Source organism: Pseudomonas sp. XS1P51 (assembly GCF_054897845.1).
Genome location: NZ_CM142707.1, coordinates 3,173,932 through 3,199,454, shown reverse-complemented (window position 1 = coordinate 3,199,454; position 25,523 = coordinate 3,173,932). Strand labels below are relative to the sequence as shown.

Sequence of the window (25,523 nt, the reverse complement as noted above, 5' to 3'; positions counted from 1 at the left end):
GCCAAGCGTTCATCCTTACTGCTGACCAGTGCCACTACCATGTGCGCGCTGGCCGCTGATCACACGCTGAATCCTCAAGCTATCGAGTGTCCGTCCACATGACTTCATCCCCTCCCGAGCGAAAGACCAAAGGCGTAGAGGCCGTCGACAAGGCGTTACGCATACTCGGCCTGTTCAGCGATGCCACGCCGTCCCTGAACCTGACCGACATCAGCCGGCGTAGCGGCTATGTGATGAGCACGGCCATGCGCCTGCTGACTTCTTTGCAGCAGGCGCGACTGGTGACCCTGACCGCCGACAAGCAGTATCGAATCGGAGCCGAGGCATTGCGCCTGGGCACGCTCTACCAGCGCAATTTCCGCCTGGAGTCAGTGATTCGTCCGGCGTTGTACGACCTGGTGCAGGTGACCGGTGAGAGCGCTTCATTCTTTCGTCGCGAAGGCGACATGCGTATCTGTCTGTTTCGCGAGGACTCTGCGCAAATCCTCCGCGAGCATGTCGCCGAGGGTGAAGCGGTGTCGCTGGATCGCGGCGCTGCCGGGCATATCCTGACAGCCCACAGCGCCACCGATAGCGCGGTCACCGCCAGCGATGCAGTGCTGCAAACCTTGCCGCGCATGTCCACAGGGGAGCGCGGTCCGGACATCACCGGGATTGCCGCACCGGTGTTCGCCACCGGTCAGGGGTTGGTTGGCGCTATCACATTGTCGGGCCCCGGTACTCGGTTCACCCCGGAGAAGGTCGTCGAATACCGCCGTATGGTGTTCGACACGGCTGCACGACTGAGCGCCGATCTGGGGTCGCGATTCTATGGCGAGCCCTGAGCCGGGGCCCTTTGCTCAATAGCCACGTGCCAGGTCGAGTGTGTACAGCAAGCTCTCGCCGGCCAGGTAGCGTCGTAGGTTCTCGAGCATCCGGTCGCCCAGACCTTGCTCGTAGGCCGGGCTGTACCAAGCGCAATGCGGTGTGATCAGCACTCCGTTCAGCGTGTAGAGCTGATGTTCGTCGGGCAGCGGTTCCGGATGGGTGACATCCAAGGTGGCGGCGCCAACCCGCCCGCTTCTCAGGGCATCAAGCAGCGCGTCATGGTCGACCAATTCACCACGCGCCACGTTGATCAAGTGTAGGCCTGGCCGAGCACAGGCAAGGAGTGTCGCGTCGACCATCCGCAGTGTCTGCGGGGTCACCGGGGCGGCTAGTACCAAGTGATCGGAGTCCGCGAACAACTGTTGCGCGCAGGTGGCTACCGTCACACCGACGGGCGGGTCTAGCCAAGGACCACTGCGCATGACCTGCACGGCCATGCCGAGGGCCTTGGCGCGTATCGCAACGGCCTGGCCCACGGCCCCGTAGCCGAGTATTCCAAGCGTCTTGCCTTGCAGGCCGGAGGGTTGCCACGCGACCCACTCGGCCACGCTGTGCACAGCCAGTCGGTTCAATGGCTGCTCCTGGCGCAGGATTGCTGCGCAGACGTATTCGGCGATCGGTCCTGCTGTCAGGCCCTTACCCAGGGTAAACAGCACGCTGCCAAGCAGCCATTGTGGGTAGGCGTCAATGCCCACCGATTGCGCCTGCACCCAGCGCAATCGATGGGGCCAGCCCAGTGGAGGCGCAGCGGGTGCCTGCCGCCAGGGTGTGGCGCCACCGAGCAGCAGCACTTCGGCGCATTGATCGATGATCCACGGCGGGTCGGCGGGGCTGTCCAGGACCTGCGGGCGGCTGTGGTGCTGGCGCAAGCGCTCACCAAGCGCTTGGGTGCTCTGGTTGATGATCAGTGGCCTGGGGTCTACGGCAGGGGGCATTGGAGGTTCTCCAGGGTAGGTGTTGAAGAGGGCTCGCAGGCCCACTCGATTGACGAGGTGATTGTATGATTGCTGTATTCCGTCTGGTAAATATAAATTCTACTGTACGAAACTATAATAATTATACCAACGGCGCAATACGCTCTTGTTTTTCAAGTCCCCTGCCAAGTCCACATCACTTGGAGTGACCATGAATACCAGTGACAGCAGTACTGAACTGCTCACCAGCGGCATGCTTCACCCACACACCCATGTGCAGGCCGGGAAGCCCTTTGTGATCGAGCGCGGCGAAGGTGTGTACGTTTACGATGACCAAGGCAAGCGCTACCTCGAAGCCGCGGCCGGCCTGTGGTGTGCTTCGCTGGGCTTTGGCAGCGAGCGCCTGGCCAAGGTGGCCTATGACGCGATTAAGGACTGGGCTACTACCACACCTTTCGCAATGCCACCTCACCACAGGCGCTGGCCTTGAGCGAGGCCTTGCTGGCTATTGCTCCGGAGGGGATGTCCCACGTGCTCCTGCAGTGCTCAGGCTCCGAGGCCAACGACACTGCGGTGAAGTTGGTCTGGTACTACTGGAATGCCCAGAACAAGCCGCTCAAGCGCAAGATCATCTCCCGCCGAATGAGCTACCACGGCTTCACGGCCATTGGTGTGTGCCTCACTGGCAAGAGTGAATTCCATGACGGTTTTGGCCTGCCATTTCCAGGCTTTCTCTATACCGATTTCCCCAACTATTACCGCAATCATCTGGACGGTGAAAGCGAAGATCAGTACGCCACTCGCCTGGTCGACAAGCTGGAAGCGCTGATCCTGGAGGAGGGGCCGGAAACCATTGGTGCATTCTGGGCGGAGCCCGTGATGGGGGCGGGTGGGGCGGTGCTGCCGCCGGCCGGATACTTTGACAAGGTGCAGGCGATCCTGCGCAAGTACGACATTTTGCTGGTGGCCGACGAAGTCATCTGTGGCTTCGGCTGCACCGGTGAAATGTGGGGCACCCAGACCTTCGGCCTGGCGCCTGACATGATTTGCTGTGCCAAGGCTCTTTCTGCGGGCATGCAGCCTATCTCAGCGGTATTGCTCAACGAGCGAATCCTCCAGGGCATGACGATGCAGAGCGACCGTATGGGCCGCTTCGTGCATGGTTACACCTACGCGGGCCACCCGGCGACCACTGCAGTCGCCCTCGAAACCCTGCGTATTTATGAAGAGATGGACCTGATTCGCCACGTCAAGGCACTGGAGCCAGTGTTCCTGGAAAGTATCGGTGCCCTGGTCAACCATCCACTGGTCGGCCACTTCAGCGGTTGTGGGCTGATTGGTGGGCTCGAGATCGTTGCCGACAAGGTCACTCGTGAAATGCATCCTGCGGACTTCAAGATCACTCAGCGAATCGATGATCATTGTCGCGCCCGCGGACTGATCCTGCGATTTGTCGGTAACCGCATTGCGTTCTCGCCACCGTTGATCATCACCGCAGATGAGCTGCGCACTGTCGCCGCAATTCTTGAAGAGGCATTGGACGCGGTCTTGGTGGAGCTCTGATAGCGCCTTAGCCAAGCCTGATGCAGGCTTGGCTAAGGATCTGCCGGATTGGTGGGTGCGCGACTGCCTGATATCAGGCTCATCCACACAGGGGCGATCAGCAGCAGCGCGATCAGCCGCAACAAGTGGTGAAATGCCACGAACACCGGATCGATGTGCAGGGTCACCGCTAGCAGCGCCATCTCGCCGATCCCTCCCGGTGCGAAGGCGAGAATCACCACATGCAAGGGAATCCCCAGCGCCCAATGGGCGACCCAGGCAAAGGCCGCCAGCACGGCCAAGGATAGTAGGCTGGAGATTGCTGCCTGCCAGGCGTAGCGCAGAATTTCGGCAACCTTTAGTCCCTGAAACCGTGCGCCGATAGCGCTGCCCAACACCCAGAGCATGCCGTCCACTCCCCAGGGCGGCAACGCCAGGTGAGCGTTGCCGGTTGCCCCCAGCACAGCCGCGAACAGCATGGGTGTCAGCAGCGCCGGGTTGGGCAAGCGCAGACGAGTACCCACCGAAATCAGCAGAGGTAAGGCCAGCAGTGACCAACTGGCAGACAGCGTGGCCGGCATACCCGGCTCCGCGCCGCTGGCGGACTGGCCGTAGGGGACAAAAAATGGTGGCAGCACTAATACGATGAACAAGGCTCGCAGAGATTGCGCCACGGCGATACGACGGGGGTCTCCACCGGCCTTTTCGCCCAGCATGATCATTGCTGTCAGGGCTCCAGGGGCAGCGGAGAACCATGCGCTGACGCGATCAAAACCGCAATGGCGATACCACCAGGCGCCTACCGCGGTCGATCCGGCGATTCCTGCCAACAGCAGAGCTGCCGACAACGGCCATTCCAGCGCACGAGCTGCCAATTCGGCGGTCACCTGGCCGCCCAGCAGCAAGCCCAGCACACCCAGAAAATACTCGCGCAAGCGATTGGGCACCGCGACTCGAACACCAGCGACAGCGGCTATCAGATTGGCAATCAGTGGCCCGAGCATCCATGCCAGGGGCATGCTCAGTGCACCGAAAAGCGCACCACCCAACGCGCCAATGGCTAGAGACCGAAGCAATTGCACGGTAAACCTCCGCTCAGCGCTGCGCGAAAGGGTTGGCGACCTCAAGATCAGTGGAAATCCACACGCACTTGGTTTCCAGGAATTCGTGAATGGCCTGTACACCCGATTCCCGGCCGATGCCGGAATTCTTGTAGCCGCCGAACGGAGAGGTGTAGCTGGTTGAACGGTAATTGTTGACCCACACCGTACCGGCCTTGAGTCGGTCGACCATATAGAGAGTGCGATGCAAGTCGTGGGTCCAGACCCCGGCGGCCAGGCCATAGATAGTGTCATTGGCGATGCGCAGTGCATCGTCTTCGTCCTTGAATGGGATCACTACCAGCACCGGTCCGAAAACTTCCTCACGGGCGATGCGCATGCTGTTATCGACGCCGGTGAAGATGGTCGGTTCCACGAAACAGCCGGCTCCAATGTCCGGCCGAGTCTTGCCACCGACCGCGCATACGGCACCTTCGTCCTTGGCAATCTTGATGTAGTCGACGATCTTGGCGAATTGTCCGGGCGTTGCGATCGGGCCGATCTGGGTCGAAGTTTGCAAGGGGTCACCGAGCTGAGCGTTTTCCACCATTGTGACCAATTTTTCCACGAAGGCATCGTGAATCGACGCTTGCACCAGCAATCGTGAACCGGCGACACAGGTCTGGCCCGCTGCGGAGAAAACCCCGGACACCACACCGTTGAGTGCTTGCTCAAGGTTGGCATCGTCGAACACGATGTTCGGCGATTTGCCGCCCAATTCAAGGGTAACGGTTTTCAAATGGCGGGCCGCAAGTTCATAGATTCGTCGGCCTGCCGCTTCCCCACCGGTAAAACCAACATGGGCGACCAGAGGATGGGTAACCAATGGTTCGCCCACTTCCTGGCCGAAGCCGCACACGACGTTGACCACGCCTGGGGGGAAACCTGCCAATTCAAACAGCTTGACGAACTCGATCATCGAGGCCGAGGTGAACTCCGACGGTTTGATCACCACAGTGCAGCCCGCAGCCAAGGCGGGAGCCAACTTCCAACTGGTCAATGAAAGAGGCGAATTCCAAGGTGTGATAATCGCAACAACCCCTTTGGGCTCGTAGCGGGTATAGGCAAACACACCCTTCTTGTCGGTAGGCAGCACTGCACTTTCGACTTTGTCGGCCAAGCCACCGTAATAGCGGTAGTACTCGGCGGTGTAGCGAACCTGCCCGGTGACTTCGCTGGCCAGCTTGCCGTTGTCGCGCATTTCGATTGCGGCCAGTCGTGGTGCATGCTCGACGATCAGGTCGGCTAGGCGCATCAGGCAGTGACCACGTTGGCTAGCGGTCATTTGTGGCCAGGCGCCCTGACTGTGCGCGCGGTTTGCAGCGTCAACCGCCAGTTCCGCATCGGCCGCCGCGCCCCGAGCGATTTCCGCCCAAGGTTGGCCGTCGAAAGGATTGCACGATGGGAACCAAGCGTCGTCCAGAGCGGCGCATTCTTTGCCATCGATGAACAGGCCATAGCGTGGCAGCGGTGTTGCAGAGGTGGTCATGGTGAGTTCCTCTAATTAATGTGGGCACTCGCCGATGGCAACGAGTAATTTACTGATTAGTATTCTACTGTGTGAAATATGATTCTACGGTATAAAATAATGTACGATGCTGTCAACTGCTATCAACAGTGCCATTCAAGCAGTTCAATGGGCTTGATTGACTGTAAGGGTGATGTTCCATAGTACGGAATTAAATTCCGTTATAGAGGTGTTCGGTGACGACCAAAACCTATATGGCCTTTCACTGGGGTCTTTACGAAGTCGAAAATGCCATGACCGCAGATGTGACCGTCAAGCCTTACGTCGACGATCCCAGCCCAACGTCTATCGGCGACTATGCCGCTGCTCCGGCACTGCTCAAGACGCGTGTCCGCAAACCGGCTGTTCGTGCCGGGTGGCTGGCGGCGCGGCGCGGAGGTCGCGACAATGGGGTGCGCGGGAGCGACCCGTTCGTCGAACTCGAATGGGACGAGGCCCTGAGCCTGGCCGCCGAAGAGCTCAAGCAGGTACGGGATCAGCATGGCAACTCGGCGATTTTTGGCGGCTCCTACGGTTGGTCCAGCGCAGGGCGTTTTCACCATGCACAAAGCCAGATCCACCGGTTTCTCAACAGTTTCGGCGGCTACGTTAGGCACATGGACTCCTACAGTCTGGGTGCTGCCCGTGCCTTGATGCCCTATGTGGTCGCGCCGATGGAGCGGCTTATGGCGGAGCACACAGACTGGCCGACCCTCACCGCGCACACCCAGTTATTCCTGACCTTTGGCGGAGTACCGGCAAAAAACGCGCAGATCGCGGTGGGCGGTACTGTGCAGCATCGAATCCCGGGTGCTTTGGCAAAAATGGCCGAGGCGGGTGTGCGTTTCGTCAATATCAGCCCAGTGCGCAGTGATCTGGAAACCGGCGCCAGCTTTGAATGGTGGCCGATCATACCCAACACCGATACGGCACTCCTTCTCGGGCTATGCCACACCTTGGTCATTGAGGGCAAGGTCGATCAGCCCTTTATCGAAAAGTACTGTGTCGGCTTTGATGTGTATCGGGATTACTTGACGGGAGCCCGCGACGGCATCGTCAAGACCGCGGACTGGGCGGCGGCGATCTGCGGCTTGCCCGCAGACGACATTCGCCAGTTGGCGAGGGATCTGTTCGCCTCGCGCAGCATGATCAACATGGCTTGGTCCCTGCAGCGTGCCCACCACGGTGAGCAACCGGTATGGGCGCTGGTGGCGCTAGCTTCGATGCTCGGGCAGATCGGCCTGCCAGGAGGAGGCTTCGGCCTGTGTTACGGCGCAGAAAACATGATGGGCAGCAGTCATCCACTGGTTAAAGGCCCGACCTTTCCTCAAGGCTTCAATCCGGTCAAGAAATTTATCCCGGTGGCACGCATCGCCGACATGCTGCTGCATCCCGGAGAGTCGTTCACGTATTGCGGCGAGACCCACCAGTACCCGAACATCAAGCTTGTGTACTGGGCCGGTGGCAATCCGTTCCACCATCATCAGGACCTCAACCGACTTATGCAGGCTTGGCGTAAGCCGCAGACGGTGATCGTCCACGAGCCGTTCTGGACTGCCCTGGCCAAGGCGGCCGATATCGTTTTTCCGGCCACCGTACCGATGGAGCGCAACGATATCTTTCATGCGTCTCGCGAGCCGTTTATCGGAGCCATGAAGCAGGCGTTGCCGGTGCATGCTAGTGCGCGCGACGACTACTCGATTTTCAGTGAGTTAGCGAAGCGACTGGGTATCGAAGATAAATTCTGCGAGGGCCGAACTGCACAGCAATGGCTGGAGCATCTCTATGGTGGCTGGCAACAGTATATGCACGAGAGCGGCGTGAATATGCCCGACTTTGAGACCTTCTGGCTTGAAGGCCTGGTGGCGTTGCCCAAGGCTGATCGGCCGGTAATTATGCTCGAAGACTTCCGCGGGGATCCACTGGCCCATCCGCTGGCGACCGCCTCGGGCAGGATCGAGCTGTTCAGTCAGACCATTGCCGACTATGGCTATGCCGATTGCCCGGGTTTTCCCTGCTGGCTGGAACCGGATGAATGGCTTGGCAGCCCGTTGGCGCAGAGCTATCCGCTGCACCTGATCACCGATCAGCCGGCCACCCGTTTGCACAGCCAGCTCGACCATAGCCCCAACAGCCTTGCCAGCAAGATCCAGGGGCGCGAGCCGATCTGGCTCAATCCGACTGACGCCGGGGCACGAGGTATCCAGGCCGGTGAGTTGGTGCGAGTGTTCAACGACCGTGGCAGTTGCTTAGCCGGCGTGGTGTTGAGCGATGCGATGCGCCCGGGGGTGGTCAAGCTATCCACTGGCGCTTGGTTTGACCCGGTGGACTGGACCGCTGATCAACCGCTGGAAAAACATGGCAATCCCAATGTGCTGACCAAGGATCTGCCGGCATCGTCGTTTTCCCAAGGGTGCAGTGCCCAGACCTGTCTAGTGCAGGTCGAGGCGATCAGGGCTTCTGAAGGGGGCGTTCCGGAGCTCAGCGCGCACACGCCGCCACATGGTATCGCTTAGGAGAATGCAGACAACATAAAGTAGATTGTCGACCCCCCCCTCTTTGAATCATTGATGATGGACAAAACAGGACGCCCGCCGAGAAACGCACCACAGCACTACTCGCTTTTAGTCGAATTGGCATAAACCAATCCCCTCTCGACGCAAGCCGAACTGATGGATATGTTCACGGTGAAGACTGGTATATCCACTCATCCGGCGACGTTTACAACTACGTTGAAGCTGGCGGGCTTGTGCGCATCAAGCCTCGCGTAAAGCGTGTTTTTGAGCCTCCCGAGAAGCGCAAGAACGTAAGGCCTATACCTTGTGAGTTCTGCGGGTGAGTTAGCTCAGGAGGCGATGTCGGGATTTGATTGAGCTGTCGCTTTGCGCGTCGAGTCAGCAGCCACATAATCACGCCGATGCCGGCTATGACACCAATGACGATCCAAGTATTCTTCGGGATCGAGGTGACTGCGCCGAAGGCCAGTGCAAAAATAATCAGGATGCCGGTGCCACTGGAGTTTTTTTGCCTTCTTCCTTGCCATGAGTCATTTCAACCATTGAAAAATGGGTGCTGGCGGAGTGGCTTTATCCAGATCACCCGTAAAGGAGCATCATGGATCTATGCCATGTTCGACAGCGCCAGCGGACTTGTTGACCCGAGCCTAGGAGCTTGCACCATCGATTGAAGCTACACATCCATAGGTACGAGAAGGCGCTGCAGGTTGGAGCTTCTATTGCTGCCAGCGAGGTGGGGTAGTCTGGAGCCCGGCGAGTGAGGGGGCAGCAATTTCGATACCTAATGGCTGCGCATGGCCTTCCGTAGCTCAGGATGGAATATTTTTTGCGGTAGCTATTGACAGGCTTGTCGAACGAGTCAAAAAATCGTGTCCCTTCCTAAGGCTATAATGCAGAAAATCATTCTTTATCAAAAGGTTAGGGGCTAGATTCAAGTCTCATTTCCCGCTCCAATTATTGCGCTGCAGAGTTCCACTGAATTCTGTAAGTGATTGAAATCAGGACCTTCGCAGACTGTGTGAAAACCTAGCAATCTGCGTGAGGTTCAAAGAAAATGCTCCGTATCGAAAGATGCGGAGCATTTTTCGTTATGGCCTACATCCAGGGTGAGCCACGCAACCAGACCAGTCTATTCCCGGCTTCGCTGGAAGACTTGATTCCTGAAGACCACCTTGTCCGGGTAATCGCGGGCAGCGAATTCCGGATTGGCAGCTTGATCCGTTACGGCACCACGGTATTGACGCGGTCTCCTGATATGGATGCATGGAGGCTTTATCGGACGTTGTGTAAACCTCATGAGCGACTAAAAAGTCATTCGCCGATTGATGGACTCACTTTGGGGAATTTCGAAATTACTGCCAGGATTGTCTGCAGTGCCTTGGGCTCGAGCTAATGTTCCATCTTTGAGTGCTTGACGGCGCTTGCTATTGATTTGATTACGTTCGGCGAGCTCCCGTTGTCACCCGGGTGCTCGTTGGTGGGAGGGCGCGAAACGGTCGAGGTACCGCAGAAAGTCAAAATATCCAAAGAACATTTCACCAAGGGTCTATCTGGGCTTTACAGACGGTAGAAACATAAATTTGCCCCCCCGATGCTCGCTTTTGCAAAGACTTCGGTCATTTTGATACGCGGCAAGGATGGCGAAGTCAGAGGCTTTCACAACAGGTGCTCGGTCGTTGCACTGATACCTTTGCGTTTCGGAACTCATCCATGACCCCCGGCAGCCAATATGCCCGCTATGCCGTCACTCAGCGTGATCGCCCGTTGAGCAACATTGAGCGCGCTGCGCTGCGACGAGTGTTGATGGACTGGCTGGGGTGTGCATTGGCAGGCGTTAATTGTGACCCTGTGCCGCAGTTGCGTGCCAGCCAGGGTCTAGACGGCGAGCCTCGTCTGTTGCATGGTCGCCGTGACGGCGTGCGCAATGCGGCGCTGGTAAATGCCGTGGCCGCCCATGCGCTGGAACTGGATGACATATACCGTGACGGGCTTTATCACCCCGGTGCACCAGTGATCGCTGCTTCGCTGGCGCTGGCCGAGGCGCGGGGTGCCAGCGTCGACGGGTTGCTGCACGCCATACTTGTCGGCTACGAGATATCCACCCGCTTGACCAAGGCTATCAACCCTGCATTACCGGCGTTGGCACACCACTGGCACCGTCGGGTGCATCGGCGCGGCAGCAGCGTGCGCCACTCTGCTGGATTGCGAGCTTCAGCAGGCCTTCCGCTCCGCGGCCATGACCAAACGATTGCACGCCGGGCATGCTGCAGATACCGGGGTATGGACAGCCCAGGCTGGCGGCAGGTGTCACAGGCATCCTGGATATCTTTGAAGGTGAGGCAGGCTTTGGTGTCGCCATGGGTGACGCTCCGGACTGGTCCATAGCAGTCGCCGGGCTTGGCGAGTATTGCAACACAGCCGATACCACGTTCAAGGCCCATGCGTGTTGCGGGCAAACCTTCGCCGCGGTGGATGCGGTACTCGCATTGCGTGAGCAGGTGCTACCGGCTATTGATCAGATCGAGCGTATCGAGATTGACACTTACCGCCAGGCAATCGCCATGGCCAGCGAGCCGGCGCCTTCTGAAGCCGCGATGGCGCGTTTCAGCTTGCCCTATGTGGTCGCCACTGCGTTGTGTCATGGCGAGGTTGGTGTGTCTGCGTTTGAGCCTGTGCGCTTGAATGATCCGCAAACGCGCCGATTGATGGCACGGGTAATCTTGCGCGAGGACGCCGCAATCGAGAGCGGCTTCCCTTCACAGCGCAGTGCACGGGTTTGTGTGTTTCTCGCCGACGGCAGGGTCCTGGAGCACTTCCAGCTACATCGCAAAGGTAACCCCGAACAGCCGTTGAGCGATGCCGAGCTGGAAAGCAAGTTTCTCAGCAGCGCGACTCTGATGATCAGCCCGGACGTGGCGCAGGCACTGCTTGACCGACTACGTCGGCTCGATGGCAGCGCGCCAGTTTCCGCGCTGCTGGCACCGCTGCACGGGCTGAGGTGAGCTCTGCTAAGGGTTTCGGGTACTGAAAAGCTGTCGCGGAGGTCGGATGCAAATCACACCCATGCCGCCGCTTTGTGCTGGGTGCCATCGAAGAATCGACCATGGCGATAGGGACGCGGATCGACTAAAGGTGTGTCATTGCACGCCAGATCCGCGACCAACCGTCCAGCACCAGGACCTAAGGCGAAGCCGTGACCGCTGAATCCCGTGGCCAGGAGAAAGCCGGGCAGGCTTTCCACTTCAGAAATCACAGGTACTGCATCCGGTGTCGAGTCGATCACTCCGCCCCAGGCCTGGACGATCTTTACCCCTTCAAGAGCCGGATAAGCCGCCTGAAACTGTTTGAATGCCAGCTCCAGCAATGCCATGTCAGGTGCCGGATCCAGAATCCGCATTCGTTCAAAGGGAGACGTTGCGCTGTCTGACCAGCGCCGCAGGCTTTCCGGTCCTTCGAAAAACGATCTGCCCAGACCAAGCGTGAGGCTTTTGCCTCGCTGCATGAACAGGGGCAAAAACCACTTGGCATAGCGCAGCCCCTGGGGCGTTACTTCGACTCGGCCGCGACCGCGCATGGCCAGGGTGTAGCCGCCATCGGTACGGCGTCGAAAAGAAAATCCGTCACTGCCTACTGCGTCGGTATCCATGGTGATGCGCGGGGCGACGCTAGTGCGGCATGCGCTCGCGAATACCCCAGCTTGTGGGAGGCGGATCTGATGATGCGCACAGAACATTGACGACCAGGCGCCACCTGCGCAGATCACTGCGTCGGTTTCGATGACGCCTTTTTCAGTGATTACCGCCGACACTTTGCCTCCCTTGGTTTCCATACCCCGGGCGGCGCAGTCTTGATGGAGCGAAACCCCAAGCCGTTGTGCCGCCCGGGCAATACCTGGTGCGGCTTTGGTCGGTTCTGCCAGTCCATCGACTTTGGAGTACAGACCGGCGAGGTAGGGCTGCTTGCAGTTCGGCGTCATAGCCGCTACTTGCTCGCGCCCTATGATGTAGGCGCCCATGTCAAAGGCGCGGGTATCTTCAATCCATTTCTCCCACGCCGCGACCTCAGCAAGATCGTTTGTTGCTACCAGGACACCCGGCTGGTGGAAACCGTTTTCTTCTCCGGTCTCGTGCTCAAGGCCCTGCCAAAGACGCACGCTTTCTCGCGCCAACGGGACTTCGGCCAGCGCGCGTCCACCCTGACGACACCAGCCCCAGTTGCGGCTCGATTGTTCGGCGGCGATCTTGCCTTTTTCAATCAAGGCCACCGAGTGACCCTTCTTCGCCAGGTAATAGGCGGCCGACACACCGACAATTCCACCTCCGATGACAACGACGTCAACCTTTGCAGGTAACGGTCCACCACTTGCTACTGCGTCTGCCAGATTCAACATGTCAGGACCTATGTGTTCGAGAGCGGTTGGGAAAGGGGGGATGAGGCCAGAGGCGCGACGGCCGCCTGACTAGTGGCCCGCTTGCTGCGCGGAGCCCGTTTGGGTCGGTTGGGGTCGGTGCGTCGGCGATATATTTCGAAAGCCAGGGCGCCCGCCAGTGTGGTGCCGACGATGAGCACTGTCAGAGCGCTCAAGGCTGGCGTGGTGCCGCTACGCAACCAGCCACCGATCACTGTGGTCAAGGTTTTATCGGCGAGGATGGCGAATGTCGTCGCGTTGTAGTTTTCGAAGGAAGACAGAAACGCCAGCATCGCGGACGAGAACAGCGCTGGGGCCAGAAACGGCAGGAGAATATGCCGAAACACTTGAGGGTAGCTGGCACCCAGGTCCAGCGCCGCTTCCTCCAGGGTGCGATCAAAGCGCTGAAGACGCGCCAGGATGATCAGCATGCAATAGGCCGAGATGAAGCTGGCCTGAGCCATAACCGTGAGAAAGATGCCGTTGTAGGCGAGCTTCATGCCGGTCAATGTTGCGAACTGTCGCCAGAACACCACGGTAGCGATGCCGATGATAATCCCCGGTGTCAGCACGGGTGATACTACAACCAGGTAGTAGACCGACCGTGCGCGCTTGTAGATCTGGGTCATGACAATCGCGCCGGCAAGTCCTGTGGGTACGGAGATAAGCGTCACGATCAAGCCGATCCACAGACTTGTCCTCATCCCGTTGATCAGCTGCCGGTCTCCAAGCAAAGCCGAAAACCAGTGCAGCGTGAAGCCCTCGAACGGGTATACCTGTGGATACGCTGGGGTATTGACAGCTGTCACGCCCATTACCAATAGTGGGCCCAATAAAAAGCCAAAGAAGGCCAGCAAGTAAATCCAGAACAACAGCCTGGGCAATAAGCGCTTGATCATTTTGCCACCTCTCCAAGTTTCAGCTGCGTCAAACGCAGCACTGCCAGCACAAAGACGATGCAGCCAGCGAGCAGGATAAAAGCGTAGGCAGCTCCTTGTGGCCAGTTGAACGCCTGATAAAAACGGTCATAAACAATGGGCGTAAACCACAGCGTGCGTGGGCCGCTGAGTACCAACGGCGCGGCCAGAGCGCCGGAGCACAGCATGAACACCAGCGTGCAACCCGAAGCGATACCTGGTTTGGCGTGGGGTATTACAACGAACCAGTGAATGTGCCACCACGGGGCACCGAGGTCGCGGGCGGCCTCTATCTGGTTGCGATCCAGGCTCTCGATGGCGTTGTATAAAGGGAAAATCATCAACAGCAGGTACGCATAGCTCAGGCCCATATAAAGCCCGACATTGGCACCGATGAAGTCCACTGGTGAGCTGATGATGCCCAGCCCCATGAGCATTTGGTTGAACACCCCTTGATCACTCAAGAGGATGCGAATGGCGAACGCTCGCAATAGGTCGTTGACCCAGTAAGGGGTGATCAGCAGCAGGAAAAAAAGGCGGATTCGGCTGGTCGTCAACGAGGCCGACTGCGCCATGTAAAACGCCAGCGGATAGCAAAGTGCAAGGTTAAGCAGGGTTATCGCAATGCTCGCTACAATTGTGACGCCATAGGCGCGCAGGTGAATATCGTTCCATTCGGCCGTGCTGACAGTACTGCCGAACAGAAAGTATCGGTAGTTCTCCAGGGTGTAGACGTCCCGTGGCCCACCTACTTGGGACGGTGGCAGCATGTGGTGGAACGACAGATCGATCATGAAGAATTGTGGCAGCACAATGCTGAACAGCGCCCAGATGACGACCAGCAACAGGATCGCCACGCCCATGACCCAGCCATTGCGCCGGAAGAAATGGGCCGGGGGGTGGGGATCGCGTCGCCGTTCGATCAATGCAGCCACTGTATAGACTGCCACCACCAAGGTAGCGGCAATGAATATCACCGGGATAATGTTCATTGGCTGGAGCCTCGCCCGATGTTATCGGGCAGCAGGCAGGCGTGCATCGGGTCGAAGTTCACTGTCATGCTCTCACCCGTGCTTCGACAAGCCTGCGCACTGCTGGCAGGCAGGCTCAGCGAAAGGATCAGGCCGTTAGCGCACCGCAGCCGCTGATGAGTCATATGGCCTTCGAAACTTATATCCTGAACCACCCCTGTAATCATCGGAAATTGAGGGTGCGTTCCCGGATGCAGGCGTTCGGGCCTGACAAACAAAGTTGCTGCAGCGCCTGCGGACAAGTGCAGCGGGTTGCGCGCGCTCAGCTGTCCTTGGGCAGTGTCGAGCATGCCGAACTGGTCATCGACGCTGACTATCCGGCCGATCAATGCATTGTTTTCGCCCACGAAGGAGGCGACAAAAGGCGTGCGCGGTTCGTTGTAGATGCTTCGCCCATCCCCCACCTGTTCTATGACCCCGCCATTCATGACCGCAATACGATCAGACATGGTCAAGGCCTCACCCTGATCGTGGGTGATGTAGATAAAGGTGATGCCCACACGCTGTTGAATGTCGCGCAGCTCTTTACGCATGTGTTGGCGAAGCTTGAGGTCAAGTGCCGAAAGCGGCTCATCCAACAGCAGTACCGATGGCTCGACTGCCAATGCCCGAGCGATCGCAACCCTCTGTCGCTGGCCGCCCGACAGCTCGGATACACGCTTGTCGCCCTGACCAGCCAAGGCGACCTGATTAAGCAGGGTGCGCACCCGCTGATCTCTTTCCGAGCGGCCGACACCCCTCACGCGCAAGCCGTAGCCGATGTTCTCGGCCACGCTCATGAAGGGAAACAGCGCCAGATTCTGGAAGATCAGTGCGGTGGGTCGCTGGTTCGGACCTATGCCGCGCATGTCTTTGCCGCCGATGCGCACTGTGCCGGCAGTGGGCTCGGTAAAGCCCGATACGGTGCGTAGCAAGGTGGTCTTGCCGCAGCCCGACGGTCCCAGAAAACTGAAGAACTCTCCTGGCTCGATGGTCAGGTTGGCGTCCTTCACTGCGTTAAAAGAGCCGTAACTTACACCTACTTGGTCAAACTCTACGGTAACTGCCATATCAATCTCCATCTACGCGGTTGCACTCGTCTTCGCTCGCTCGGTCCCGCGCTTGATGCGCGGAAACTGAGGTCAGGCAGCCTTGAATTTTTCCGCATACTGGTTGCGAATCTCGGCGTACCAAGGCAACTCGGGTTGGCGTTGCCATAGACGGTCGAGGGCATCGCCTGGGTAGGTCTCGGCGAAAATCCTTTTCGATTCGGCAGTGAGAAACTGATCGGCGCCTTTGATGATCGGGTTGTATCCCGTGCCGTTGGCCACCATGGCGTTCACTTCAGGGGTGAACAGGAAGTTCAGCCACTCGTAGGCTTGTTCTTTATTGGTCGCACCAATGGATAATGCCCAGCCGTCGATCCAGGCAATAGCGCCTTCTTGGGGGGCCATCATCCTTACCGGAGAGCCTTGTTTCATTAGGGAAATGATCGGACCGTCCCATACCTGACCAATGCTGCATCCATTGCTCATGAAACCGGCCTTGGTGCTGTCGGCGTTGTCCCAGAACTGCTTGATCTGCGATTTCTTTGGCACCATGAAGGCAAGGATCTGGTCGTAGATCTTGCGCATGGTGGCTTCGTCTTTGTAGCTGTCGAGCATGCGGTTGCTTGGCAGCTTGCCAGTCGCGTCCATCCACAAGCCGGTACCGAGTATCAGCGAGTGCGGGCGCGCCTGCATCTTGCCCATATATTCCGGCTCCCAGAGGGTGCCATAACTTAAAGTAGGGTATTCAAGAGTGGACTGATCGGTGCGCCAACCAATCGCTTCAGAGCCCCAACAGTGGGGCAGGCTGTAAAGCTTACCTTCCCACGTCCACCACTTCAGTGAGTTGCTCATCATCGATGGAGTTATGTTGTCCAGCGATAGCTTGGACTCGTCGAATGGGGCTAGCAGGCCCAGCTCTTTGAATTGGGGGGAGCGTCCGTTGGAGGGCATGCACAAATCAAAGCCCTCGCCACCGGTTGCCATCATCTTGTTGATGAGTTCTTCATTCTGGCCGAAGGGCGTGGTGTTGATCTTGATCCCGGTTTTCTTGGTGAACGCCTCGATAACTGTTGCGGGGATTTCATCAGTCCAACGTAGCAAATTGAGCTCGCCGGACGATGAAAACGCGTTGCGGATGAATGCTGGCCCTGCGGCTATCGCAGCACCGGCAACCATGGCGCCCTTGAGCACACTTCGACGGCTGACGGTTGGGGAAGCTTGAGTGTTGGTATCGTTTACATCCTTCATGAAATTCCCCTTGGAGAGTCATACCCTCGCTTGGCAGAGGCTGAGCCCGATCTCGGGACTCGAACTCATGCCGTGCAAGGCATCAATTTCAGGATGGCAGCGAACAGTAGCAAGTCATGATGCAAGCGCCGGAGCTCTGGGGTCCGATCGGGATAATTGTTGCGCGCAGCGATAAGAAGGGAATGTAAATACAGAAAGGTTCTACTAGGTAGAATTTATGTTATGATAATAGAATCATAAAACAATCGTCATGTGTCAAGTACTGATTTCTTTCGTCCGTGCGCCGCCTTTTCAGAGCTATGCCCGCGCGACCTGAGTCGACCATTCAACAATGGACCTCCCCTAACATGAGTTCAGTTCCTCCCGAGCGTAAGACCAAAGGCGTCGAAGCTGTAGATAAAGCGCTGCACATCCTGAGCCTGTTCAGCGACGCATCCCTATCCCTGAACCTGACCGAGATCAGCCGCCGCAGTGGCTACGTCAAAAGTACGGCCATGCGCCTGTTGACGTCGTTACAGCAGTCGCGGTTGGTGATTCTTTCCGCTGACAAGCAATACCGCGTGGGAGCGGAGGCTTTGCGACTAGGCGCGCTTTATCAGCGCAACTTCCGTCTGGAGTCGGTGATCCGTCCCGCGCTTTACGAGCTGATGCAGACCACGGGGGAGAGCGCTTCGTTTTTCCGTCGAGAAGGGGATATGCGCGTCTGCCTGTTCCGTGAAGACTCCGTCCAGATTCTGCGCGAACACGTGGCTGAGGGTGAGGCGGTGTCGCTGGATCGTGGTGCTGCAGGACATATCTTGACTTCCTACACCGCCACGGATGGCGCGACAGCCGCCAGCAACGAGGTGCTTGCCAGCCTGCCGAGGATGTCAACGGGCGAGCGCGGGCCAGATATCACGGGTATCGCCGCGCCGGTATTTGCCGCGGGTCAGGGGCTGGTTGGCGCTCTTACGTTGTCAGGGCCAAGCACTCGTTTTACTCCAGAGAAGGTCAATGAGTACCGTCGGCTGGTGTTCAACAAGGCTGCGGCCTTGAGTATAGACCTGGGCTCACGCTTTTATGGTGAGTCGTGAGTCCGTGCCCTGGGTTTGATAGCTGTCCCTGCCAATTGACGTCATCTAGATATGGTTGTTATATTCCGCTGTATAATAGCAGATTCTACTGTATGAAACTATAATTATTATTTTTGCGGTCTTTGCTTCTCTTTTTCTTGTCTTCTGCCAAATCCGTATCATTTGGAGTGACTATGAATACCCGCGACAGCAGCAAGACTTCCTCCGGCGGCATGCTTCACCCGCACACCCACGTGCAGGCAGGCATGGACTCAAATCCTTTCGTAATCGAGCGCGGTCAAGGCGTCTACGTTTACGATGACCAGGGCAAGCGCTATCTCGAAGCCGCTGCAGGCTTGTGGTGTGCGTCCCTCGGATTTGGTAGTGAGCGATTAGCCAAAGTGGCCTATGACGCCATCAAAGACCTTGGTTACTACCACACCTTTCGCAACGCGACCTCGCCCCACGCCTTGGCCTTGAGTGAGGCGCTGCTGGCGATTGCCCCGCAGGGCATGTCCCATGTGCTGCTGCAGTGCTCGGGCTCCGAGGCCAACGACACCGCTGTCAAATTAGTCTGGTACTACTGGAATGCCCAGAACCAGCCGCTGAAGCGCAAAATCATCTCGCGGCGTATGAGCTATCACGGCTCCACTGCTATTGGTGTTTGCCTCACCGGCAAGAGCGAATTCCATGATGGATTTGGTTTGCCATTCCCCGGCTTCCTCTACACCGATTTCCCTAACTACTACCGCAACCAACTCGAAAACGAAACCGAGGAGGAGTACGCGACGCGCCTCGCTGAAAAGCTCGAAGCAATGATCCTTGAAGAGGGGCCAGAAACGATTGCGGCCTTCTGGGCTGAGCCAGTAATGGGCGCGGGCGGTGCGGTTCTGCCGCCGAGCAACTATTTTGATAAGGTGCAGAAGATCCTGCGCAAATACGACATCCTGCTGGTGGCGGACGAAGTCATCTGCGGGTTCGGCCGTACCGGGGAAATGTGGGGGACCCAGACTTTCGGCCTGAACCCAGACATGATTTGTTGTGCCAAAGCACTGTCAGCAGGTATGCAGCCTATCTCCGCAGTGCTGCTCAACGACAGAATTCTCCAGGGTATGACCGTGCAAAGCGACCGGATGGGCCGGTTTGTTCACGGTTATACCTACGCTGGCCATCCGGCAACGACCGCCGTGGCACTGGAGACGCTGCGCATCTATGAAGAGATGGATCTGATCGGCCACGTCAAAGCCATGGAACCTGTTTTCCTGGGCGCCATAGGGGCCCTGATCGAGCATCCATTGGTTGGTGATTTTCGTGGTTGCGGGTTGATAGGCGGCTTGGAAATCGTGGCAGACAAGGCCACTCGCGAAATGCACCCTGCGCACTTGAAGATCGCCCAGCGTATTGATGATCACTGCCGTGCCCGCGGCCTGATTCTGCGTTTTGTGGGAAATCGCATCGCCTTTTCCCCGCCTTTGATCATAACTGGCGATGAGCTGCGTAGTATGGCCGCGATTCTTAAAGACGCCTTGGACGCAACATTCGCGGATATAAACTGAAACCGTGCTGTACGCCAACTTCCTGCAGAACCCCTCGATAGTGGGCTGGGATCCGACAGAAAGTGAAGCACTCATCGAACGCTTGGTGCGCCAGTTAAAGCTGGCGGAGGATAGTCGATGAAAGTTCGATACTGGTAAGAATGGCGAATCAACCAGACCCCGAATCATGCATGCTGCACCGTGAGGTGCAGGGTGAGGCGTTGACAGGGGGAACCGATGGGCCAGCCATTGAGCCGCGAAATCAGAAGTCCGAGATGCCGATGCTGTTAAGCGAAGCAGAAGGCAGCACGGAGCATGGCGTTATACGCCAGTCATGCTCTGATCCCGCGCGGTCGGAGACCCTGTGCACGTCGGGAAGTCCTTCGCACAGAAGCTGGGAGATCTCAGCTCCGCCCGGTGCAGGAAAGGCCAAAAGCCGTAACCCTGCTGTCCACGTTGCTGAGAAGTCGGATACGTCCGTAGTACCTGAGAAGCCATCGAACAAAGGGCCTGGCCCTGCGGAGATAGTGGAGGAAGGGGACGTAGCCAAGGGGAACACCGACACGCCTCCCGCGCCCCGGACACAGAGCCGGATCAGTTGCGCGTCGATGGGTCTTGAAGGTGTACGTGAAGCAGCCCGAAGGAACAAGTGCTAGAGGAGCGTCACCGTCCACACTTCAATCAGTTGAAATGAGGTGTTTTGTTAGTCGAAGGGACGCGGCAATGGTGAGGCAGGGCCCGGTTAAACGCTTCGTTGAGGAAGCAGAATTCAAGTACCCGCCCCGTTTATCGGCTGGCCTCAGCGTGGCGCGCTGCGAATCGAAGATGGGCCCGCGGTGAGTTGGATTCGCATGCCGGTATCCACCAGTTGCCGGCCTTCGAGATTGAATAAACCCAATTGACGTTCGACGTTGTATTGCACTATCACATGCTTATTGTCGGCACTGAAAACGATGCCTTGGGATGCTATCCCGTTGGCGACCTCAGACACTTTCTCAGCTTTGCCATCGTTAATTGAAAACAATGTCACCCGACCATGAGCGCGAGCGCCAGGGTTGTCGGGCGTCAGATTCGAACCGTCGATTGACTGCACGGCGATCCATTTGCCATTCGGAGAAATCGCCACGCCTTCAGGCCGCGAGGGCGCACTGATCTGCTGTACAGCCCGGAATGGGGTTTTCGAAACATCGATCAGTGTCACGCTGTCCTCGTTGCCTGCCAGGCGTCCTTTGTAAGACAGGCCCGCCAACCCCGCGTTACCCACCACCGCCCAATGTCCGACGCTTGAAATATCGATGGCGTAAGGCGCCACGCCGCTGGACACGCGATCACCGTTGTCCACCCATTTGCCGTCCTTCAGATTAAGCACCGCGATGCCCTGTTCGTCGCGTAACGCAACCAGGGCGTGCTGACCGTCGTGGGTAAAAACTACACCCGCCAGACGCTTGGCGCCGATCTGAATGTTGTCCATCAGCGAAACGTTCTGTCCATCGATCCGCAACGGCCGCACTCCACCGTCCACACACGTGACCAGCCCCCATTGGCCGCTGCGATCGATCGCCACCGCCTGAGGATGGCTACCCAGTTCGAGCCTCGTCACCTTCTAAGGACTGCTGTTCAGGTTGACCACTTGAAGGAAGGTATCCATCAACAGTTGTTTGCTTGCCTGATCGTAACGGGTAGGGGCCGCTATCACTTCTTCCTGAAACATTTGAAATGCGAACCGTGGGGGGGTATCTAAGCTTTCAATAGCATACGTGAATAAAGATATTCATTTCTGGCGGTCACTTCTTCGCGATTTTCCGAGCATGCGCCGCTTTTGTTTTTCCAGGAAAAACATCACCTCAAGCTTCAGACCATCGGGGTCGAGAAAATAGACCGCATAGTAGCCCTCGCCATAGTCCGGATAATCAGCGGGTGCGTCGACAATCGTAATCCCCTGATCCAGCAGGAACGCGTAGAGCGCGTCGACGTCCTCACGCGCGGCCAGCTCGAACGCATAGTGGTGATAGCCCACATCGCCGGTCCGGTGCTTATGTTTGCGACCCTGGGCATCGGCTTCGGTGATCCAAAACATGGTTTCGCCGTTGGTCCAACCAATAACCCGGTCGAACTCCCACTCCATGGTGAATCCCAGGAAACCGAGTACCTGATCGTAGAACGCCCTGGAGCGTTCCAGATCACTGACACGAATGGCCAAGTGATCGATGCCGATGACGTTCACCATGTCAGGTCTCCTCGATTTCGATTTCCAGGGACAAAGGGCTGCGTTGGAACTCAGAACGGTGCGTCGATATCGACCACGACAATCAGCTTGTGGTTGACGAACTCCTTGAGCCCCAGCCCGATCAGCTCGCGGCCATACCCCGAGCGGCGCACGCCACCGAAAGGCAGATCGGCTTCGACCTTGGTCGGATGGTTGACGAACACCATACCCGTGGAGATTTTCTTCGCGACTTCTGCGCCATGCGCCGTATCCGAGGTGAACACCGAACCGCCGAGGCCGAAGGGCGAGTCGTTGGCGATGCGCACCGCATCGTCCTCATCCTTGGCGCGGAACACCATGGACACCGGGCCAAAGAACTCCCAGTAGCGAGCGGGGTTGTCCTCAGCGACATCGGTCAGGATCGTCGGCTGCACGAATGCCCCTTCGACCGGTACGGGCGGCCCGACCTCTTCGGCCTTGGCGCCAAGCTTCACGGCTTCGAGGATCTTTTGCTTGACCTCATTGGCGGCGCTTTGCGAGGAGAGCGGCGCCAGGGTCGTCTTCGCATCGAAGGGATCGCCGGCCACCAGTTCCGCAACGCCCTTGCGATAGAGCGCGAGGAAGTCGTCATAGACCGCATCGACCACGATCATGCGCTTGGAGGACACACAGACCTGCCCGGCATTCCAATGCCGGCCGAACACCGCCCATTGGCTTGTTTTCGCCAGGTCGGCGTCAGCCAGCACGACGAAGGCGTCGGCGCCGCCGAGTTCCAGGGTGGATTTTTTCAGCGCTTTGCCCGCTTGTGACGCAACCACCGCACCGGCGCCTTCCGAGCCGGTCAAGGCGACGCCCTGCACTCGGGCATCGTTGATGATCAGCTCGATCTGCGAGCGCGTGGCATACAGGTTACGGAAGGCGCCGTCGGGCAGACCGGCATCTTTCATCAACTGTTGAAAGCGCGCCGCGCTTTGCGGCACATTCGCCGCGTGTTTCAGCAGCACGGTATTACCGGCAGAAAGCTGCGGCGCCAGAATGCGGGCGATCTGGTAATAAGGGAAATTCCACGGCTCAATCGCCAGCAGCACGCCGAGCGGTTCGCACACGACCACCGCCTCGCCCTCGGCAGGATCGAGAACCGGGAGTTTCTCCGGCTTGAGCAAGGTTTCAGCATTGCGCACGTAGTATTCGAAGATTTTTGCCGACAACTCGACCTCGGCTTTCGCCTCGGCAAACAGCTTGCCCATCTCCAGCGTCAGCACCTTGGCAAAGGCGTCGCTGTCCTTGCGCAGAAGATGGGCCGCATTCTGCAGGATGCGTGCACGCTCGGCGAAAGGCGTGTCCTTCCAGACCAGAAAAGCCTCGTGGGCCTTGCCGATGGCCTCGGTCACCTCTGCATCGGTGGCATCGGGAAAGGTTTGCAGTGTCTCGCCCGTATAGGGATTGATCGTTGCGTACGCCATGTAAACGCTACTCCATAACCGTTTCGACTAATGGGTCAACCCACCGCTGAGTGCATGTGCCGGGACTGACGAAGGTACACCGGTAACAGGTTTCAAGCATGGAACGTAAGGTCGCACGTGCCTGTAAGCGCGACATGCCTGGGACATCACTTGGCTTCAAGGGCCGCGGCGACGGTCACTGAAAGAGGCCACGATGCTCTGCCGATCAGCCTCGCCAGTTGATCTTTGTCATAGAAAGGCAAAGAAGAGGCGTCCTTGCGCGGGTTGCCTGACTAATAGGCATCCCCCTTTTCCGCGACTTGTGCCATAAGAACGGTAGCGTCGGCGACCCGATGGCGCAGCAATAGCATCCATTGACTCCCCGATCCTGGGCCGGGTTGCGGGCATTGCGCCAGACCTCGGACCGCTTGAAGGGTGGTGCTGTACTGTTCTGGCACTTGTTGGACTGCTGTAACGCAAGCTCACTCACGAATACAAGGAGATAAGTATGAAAGCTGCAGTTGTTGCCCAAGGGCATCGCGTGAATGTGACCGAAAAAACATTACAGCCTCTGAAGCATGGTGAGGCGCTCCTCAAAATGCAGTGCTGCGGCGTCTGCCACACTGACCTGCACGTCAAGAATGGCGATTTCGGTGACAAAACCGGGGTGATCCTGGGCCATGAAGGCATCGGTATCGTGCAGGAGGTAGGGCCAGGCGTCACCTCGCTGAAACCCGGCGATCGGGCCAGCGTCGCGTGGTTCTTCCAAGGGTGCGGGCATTGTGAATACTGCAACAGCGGCAACGAGACACTCTGTCGCGAGGTAAAAAACTCCGGGTATACCGTGGATGGCGCCATGGCCGAAGAGTGCATTGTCGTCGCCGATTACTCCGTGAAAGTGCCTGATGGGCTTGATTCTGCTGCAGCGAGCAGCGTGACCTGTGCCGGAGTGACGACGTACAAAGCCGTGAAGGTTTCCAATATTCGCCCCGGGCAATGGATCGCGATCTACGGGCTGGGCGGCTTGGGGAATCTGGCGTTGCAGTATGCAAAAAATGTGTTCAACGCCAGAGTGATTGCCGTGGACATCAACGACGATCAACTTCAATTCGCCAGGGACATGGGCGCCGATCTGGTCATCAACTCACGTAACGAGGATGCCGCAAAAGTTATTCAGGAGAAGGTCGGCGGCGCCCACGCCGCTGTCGTGACGGCCGTCGCCAAGGTCGCGTTCAACTCTGCGGTGGATGCCCTGCGTGCCGGTGGACGCCTGGTCGCAGTCGGGCTTCCGCCTGAAGCCATGAGCCTCGATATTCCTCGGTTGGTGCTTGACGGGATCGAGGTGGTTGGTTCACTGGTCGGCACGCGACAAGACCTCGTTGAAGCCTTCGAGTTTGCCGCGCAAGGCAAGGTGGTGCCTAAAGTGACATTGCGCCCTATCGAGGATATCAATGAGATTTTCGACGAAATGCAGCAGGGTAAAATCAAAGGTCGTATGGTGATTGATTTAAGTAATTAAGGGGCCATTGGCAGTCGCTAAACCGGCTGCCAATGCCAATTCTATTGGCTCACGTATCTTTGATTACTACATGATTTTCAACTTTCACACAATTTCGCCCGCTGCGCTTGGCAAGGATAAGGTGCTTGATCTGCACATATTCAAAGCACGCGCTGGCATATGCCGCATCTTGCGGTAGCCACCGGGCAACTCCAAGAAATGGTCACCGCCCCGACTGGTTGATTGAGGTGAAGGCAAGAGACCTTAGTCTACCAGGCAAAGGTTGTTGCGGGGATTACGGCGCACACAATTGTAGGTACATTGAAGGGCAAATTTTTGGGTCTTGCCATGAACCTCACTGACGCCACGCTCGTGCTGCTGCTCGCGGCACGTATCCATGGGACTGACGAAGCCGTCCGTGCCTCGGCGAAGAGCGTGGTCAAGAAGTTGCCGCGCAGTAAGCGTGATCTGATCTACAAGGTAATCGATAGCCGAAGTCCGCTCGAGTTGGTGGATTTTCTGGCGCAGAACCTGGATGCGGAATGACAGGCTGCGGGTGTGTGCCCATCCCTGACTCTTTGCATCAGAGCCCCGCGGCATGGGGATTTTTCTGGGCGCAGAAAAAGGGCCCAACTCGCGTTGGGCCCTGTGATGCGATTGCAACGGTGAGGTAACGATCAAACTCCATCGTTCATGCATCGTGAGTCATCCA

Annotated in this window: 23 protein-coding genes and 1 pseudogene; 12 read left to right on the top strand and 12 right to left on the bottom strand. The window is 57.9% G+C overall.

What is annotated here, in order from left to right; genetic code table 11:
* The first annotated feature begins 98 nt into the window (after positions 1-98).
* A complete protein-coding gene (locus ACYZUD_RS14770; RefSeq protein WP_462024663.1) occupies positions 99-824 on the top strand; it encodes an IclR family transcriptional regulator in 726 nt (241 codons plus the stop codon).
* A 15-nt stretch (positions 825-839) separates the two neighbouring features.
* Here ACYZUD_RS14770 and ACYZUD_RS14765 read toward each other — a convergent pair whose 3' ends face one another.
* Positions 840-1,802 (bottom strand): NAD(P)-dependent oxidoreductase, encoded by a 963-nt coding sequence (locus ACYZUD_RS14765; protein WP_462024662.1) that lies wholly within the window; start codon positions 1,800-1,802, stop codon positions 840-842.
* Positions 1,803-1,992: 190 nt separating this feature from the next.
* Here ACYZUD_RS14765 and ACYZUD_RS14760 point away from each other — a divergent pair, with 190 nt between their 5' ends.
* Together ACYZUD_RS14760 and ACYZUD_RS14755 are read left to right on the top strand one after the other, a co-directional pair.
* Positions 1,993-2,271: a hypothetical protein gene (locus ACYZUD_RS14760; protein ID WP_462024661.1), complete on the top strand. Its 279-nt coding sequence runs from the start codon at positions 1,993-1,995 to the stop codon at positions 2,269-2,271.
* Entirely contained in the window at positions 2,268-3,344 is a 1,077-nt protein-coding gene (locus ACYZUD_RS14755) for an aminotransferase class III-fold pyridoxal phosphate-dependent enzyme (protein ID WP_462024660.1), read from the top strand. Before ACYZUD_RS14760 ends, ACYZUD_RS14755 begins: the two co-directional genes overlap by 4 nt.
* A 32-nt stretch (positions 3,345-3,376) precedes the next feature.
* Here ACYZUD_RS14755 and ACYZUD_RS14750 read toward each other — a convergent pair whose 3' ends face one another.
* Both ACYZUD_RS14750 and ACYZUD_RS14745 read right to left on the bottom strand, forming a co-directional pair.
* Positions 3,377-4,405: an AbrB family transcriptional regulator gene (locus tag ACYZUD_RS14750; protein ID WP_462024659.1), complete on the bottom strand. Its 1,029-nt coding sequence runs from the start codon at positions 4,403-4,405 to the stop codon at positions 3,377-3,379.
* A 13-nt stretch (positions 4,406-4,418) separates the two neighbouring features.
* A complete protein-coding gene (locus tag ACYZUD_RS14745) occupies positions 4,419-5,912 on the bottom strand; it encodes an aldehyde dehydrogenase (protein ID WP_462024657.1) in 1,494 nt (497 codons plus the stop codon).
* 215 nt (positions 5,913-6,127) lie between these two features.
* Here ACYZUD_RS14745 and ACYZUD_RS14740 point away from each other — a divergent pair, with 215 nt between their 5' ends.
* The 4 genes and pseudogenes from ACYZUD_RS14740 to ACYZUD_RS14725 form a co-directional block, all read left to right on the top strand.
* Entirely contained in the window at positions 6,128-8,446 is a 2,319-nt protein-coding gene (locus ACYZUD_RS14740) for a molybdopterin-dependent oxidoreductase (RefSeq protein ID WP_462024656.1), read from the top strand.
* Positions 8,447-8,865: 419 nt separating this feature from the next.
* Positions 8,866-9,117 (top strand): hypothetical protein, encoded by a 252-nt coding sequence (locus ACYZUD_RS14735; RefSeq protein WP_462024655.1) that lies wholly within the window; start codon positions 8,866-8,868, stop codon positions 9,115-9,117.
* A 383-nt stretch (positions 9,118-9,500) separates the two neighbouring features.
* Complete coding sequence (locus ACYZUD_RS14730; protein WP_462025218.1) at positions 9,501-9,839, top strand: hypothetical protein; 339 nt, start codon at positions 9,501-9,503, stop codon at positions 9,837-9,839.
* A gap of 317 nt (positions 9,840-10,156) precedes the next feature.
* Positions 10,157-10,525 (top strand): annotated as a pseudogene (locus ACYZUD_RS14725) (MmgE/PrpD family protein); the annotation flags it as partial.
* 40 nt (positions 10,526-10,565) lie between these two features.
* Here ACYZUD_RS14725 and ACYZUD_RS14720 read toward each other — a convergent pair.
* Positions 10,566-10,763 (bottom strand): hypothetical protein, encoded by a 198-nt coding sequence (locus ACYZUD_RS14720; RefSeq protein ID WP_462025217.1) that lies wholly within the window; start codon positions 10,761-10,763, stop codon positions 10,566-10,568.
* Between the two features lie 40 nt (positions 10,764-10,803).
* Here ACYZUD_RS14720 and ACYZUD_RS14715 point away from each other — a divergent pair, with 40 nt between their 5' ends.
* Positions 10,804-11,448, top strand: coding sequence for an MmgE/PrpD family protein (locus ACYZUD_RS14715; RefSeq protein WP_462024654.1), 645 nt, complete (start codon positions 10,804-10,806; stop codon positions 11,446-11,448).
* Positions 11,449-11,501: 53 nt separating this feature from the next.
* Here ACYZUD_RS14715 and ACYZUD_RS14710 read toward each other — a convergent pair whose 3' ends face one another.
* The 5 genes from ACYZUD_RS14710 to ACYZUD_RS14690 form a co-directional block, all read right to left on the bottom strand.
* Positions 11,502-12,836, bottom strand: a complete 1,335-nt coding sequence (locus tag ACYZUD_RS14710) for an NAD(P)/FAD-dependent oxidoreductase (RefSeq protein WP_462024653.1) — start codon at positions 12,834-12,836, stop codon at positions 11,502-11,504.
* Between the two features lie 8 nt (positions 12,837-12,844).
* Positions 12,845-13,753, bottom strand: a complete 909-nt coding sequence (locus ACYZUD_RS14705; RefSeq protein ID WP_462024652.1) for an ABC transporter permease — start codon at positions 13,751-13,753, stop codon at positions 12,845-12,847.
* Positions 13,750-14,763 (bottom strand): ABC transporter permease, encoded by a 1,014-nt coding sequence (locus ACYZUD_RS14700; RefSeq protein ID WP_462024651.1) that lies wholly within the window; start codon positions 14,761-14,763, stop codon positions 13,750-13,752. Before ACYZUD_RS14700 ends, ACYZUD_RS14705 begins: the two co-directional genes overlap by 4 nt.
* Positions 14,760-15,851, bottom strand: a complete 1,092-nt coding sequence (locus ACYZUD_RS14695; RefSeq protein ID WP_462024650.1) for an ABC transporter ATP-binding protein — start codon at positions 15,849-15,851, stop codon at positions 14,760-14,762. Before ACYZUD_RS14695 ends, ACYZUD_RS14700 begins: the two co-directional genes overlap by 4 nt.
* Before the next feature lie 72 nt (positions 15,852-15,923).
* Positions 15,924-17,078, bottom strand: coding sequence for an extracellular solute-binding protein (locus ACYZUD_RS14690; protein ID WP_462024649.1), 1,155 nt, complete (start codon positions 17,076-17,078; stop codon positions 15,924-15,926).
* Between the two features lie 347 nt (positions 17,079-17,425).
* Between ACYZUD_RS14690 and ACYZUD_RS14685 the strand changes: the two genes are divergently transcribed.
* Together ACYZUD_RS14685 and ACYZUD_RS14680 are read left to right on the top strand one after the other, a co-directional pair.
* Positions 17,426-18,151, top strand: coding sequence for an IclR family transcriptional regulator (locus ACYZUD_RS14685; RefSeq protein ID WP_462024648.1), 726 nt, complete (start codon positions 17,426-17,428; stop codon positions 18,149-18,151).
* 173 nt (positions 18,152-18,324) lie between these two features.
* Positions 18,325-19,686, top strand: a complete 1,362-nt coding sequence (locus ACYZUD_RS14680; protein ID WP_462024647.1) for an aminotransferase — start codon at positions 18,325-18,327, stop codon at positions 19,684-19,686.
* Between the two features lie 778 nt (positions 19,687-20,464).
* On the opposite strand, the gene ACYZUD_RS14675 is transcribed toward ACYZUD_RS14680, so the two are convergent.
* From ACYZUD_RS14675 to ACYZUD_RS14665, 3 genes are all read right to left on the bottom strand, one after another.
* Positions 20,465-21,265, bottom strand: a complete 801-nt coding sequence (locus tag ACYZUD_RS14675) for a beta-propeller fold lactonase family protein (protein ID WP_462024646.1) — start codon at positions 21,263-21,265, stop codon at positions 20,465-20,467.
* A gap of 171 nt (positions 21,266-21,436) precedes the next feature.
* Positions 21,437-21,892: a VOC family protein gene (locus tag ACYZUD_RS14670; protein ID WP_462024645.1), complete on the bottom strand. Its 456-nt coding sequence runs from the start codon at positions 21,890-21,892 to the stop codon at positions 21,437-21,439.
* A gap of 50 nt (positions 21,893-21,942) precedes the next feature.
* The gene (locus ACYZUD_RS14665) at positions 21,943-23,334 is read right to left on the bottom strand and encodes an NAD-dependent succinate-semialdehyde dehydrogenase (protein WP_462024644.1); all 1,392 of its coding nucleotides are present in this window, start codon (positions 23,332-23,334) and stop codon (positions 21,943-21,945) included.
* A gap of 487 nt (positions 23,335-23,821) precedes the next feature.
* Between ACYZUD_RS14665 and adhP the strand changes: the two genes are divergently transcribed.
* On the top strand, positions 23,822-24,832 hold the full coding sequence (gene adhP, locus ACYZUD_RS14660; protein WP_462024643.1) for an alcohol dehydrogenase AdhP: 1,011 nt from the start codon (positions 23,822-23,824) through the stop codon (positions 24,830-24,832).
* A gap of 327 nt (positions 24,833-25,159) precedes the next feature.
* Positions 25,160-25,357, top strand: a complete 198-nt coding sequence (locus tag ACYZUD_RS14655) for a DUF7740 domain-containing protein (protein WP_007901093.1) — start codon at positions 25,160-25,162, stop codon at positions 25,355-25,357.
* Positions 25,358-25,523: the final 166 nt, after the last annotated feature.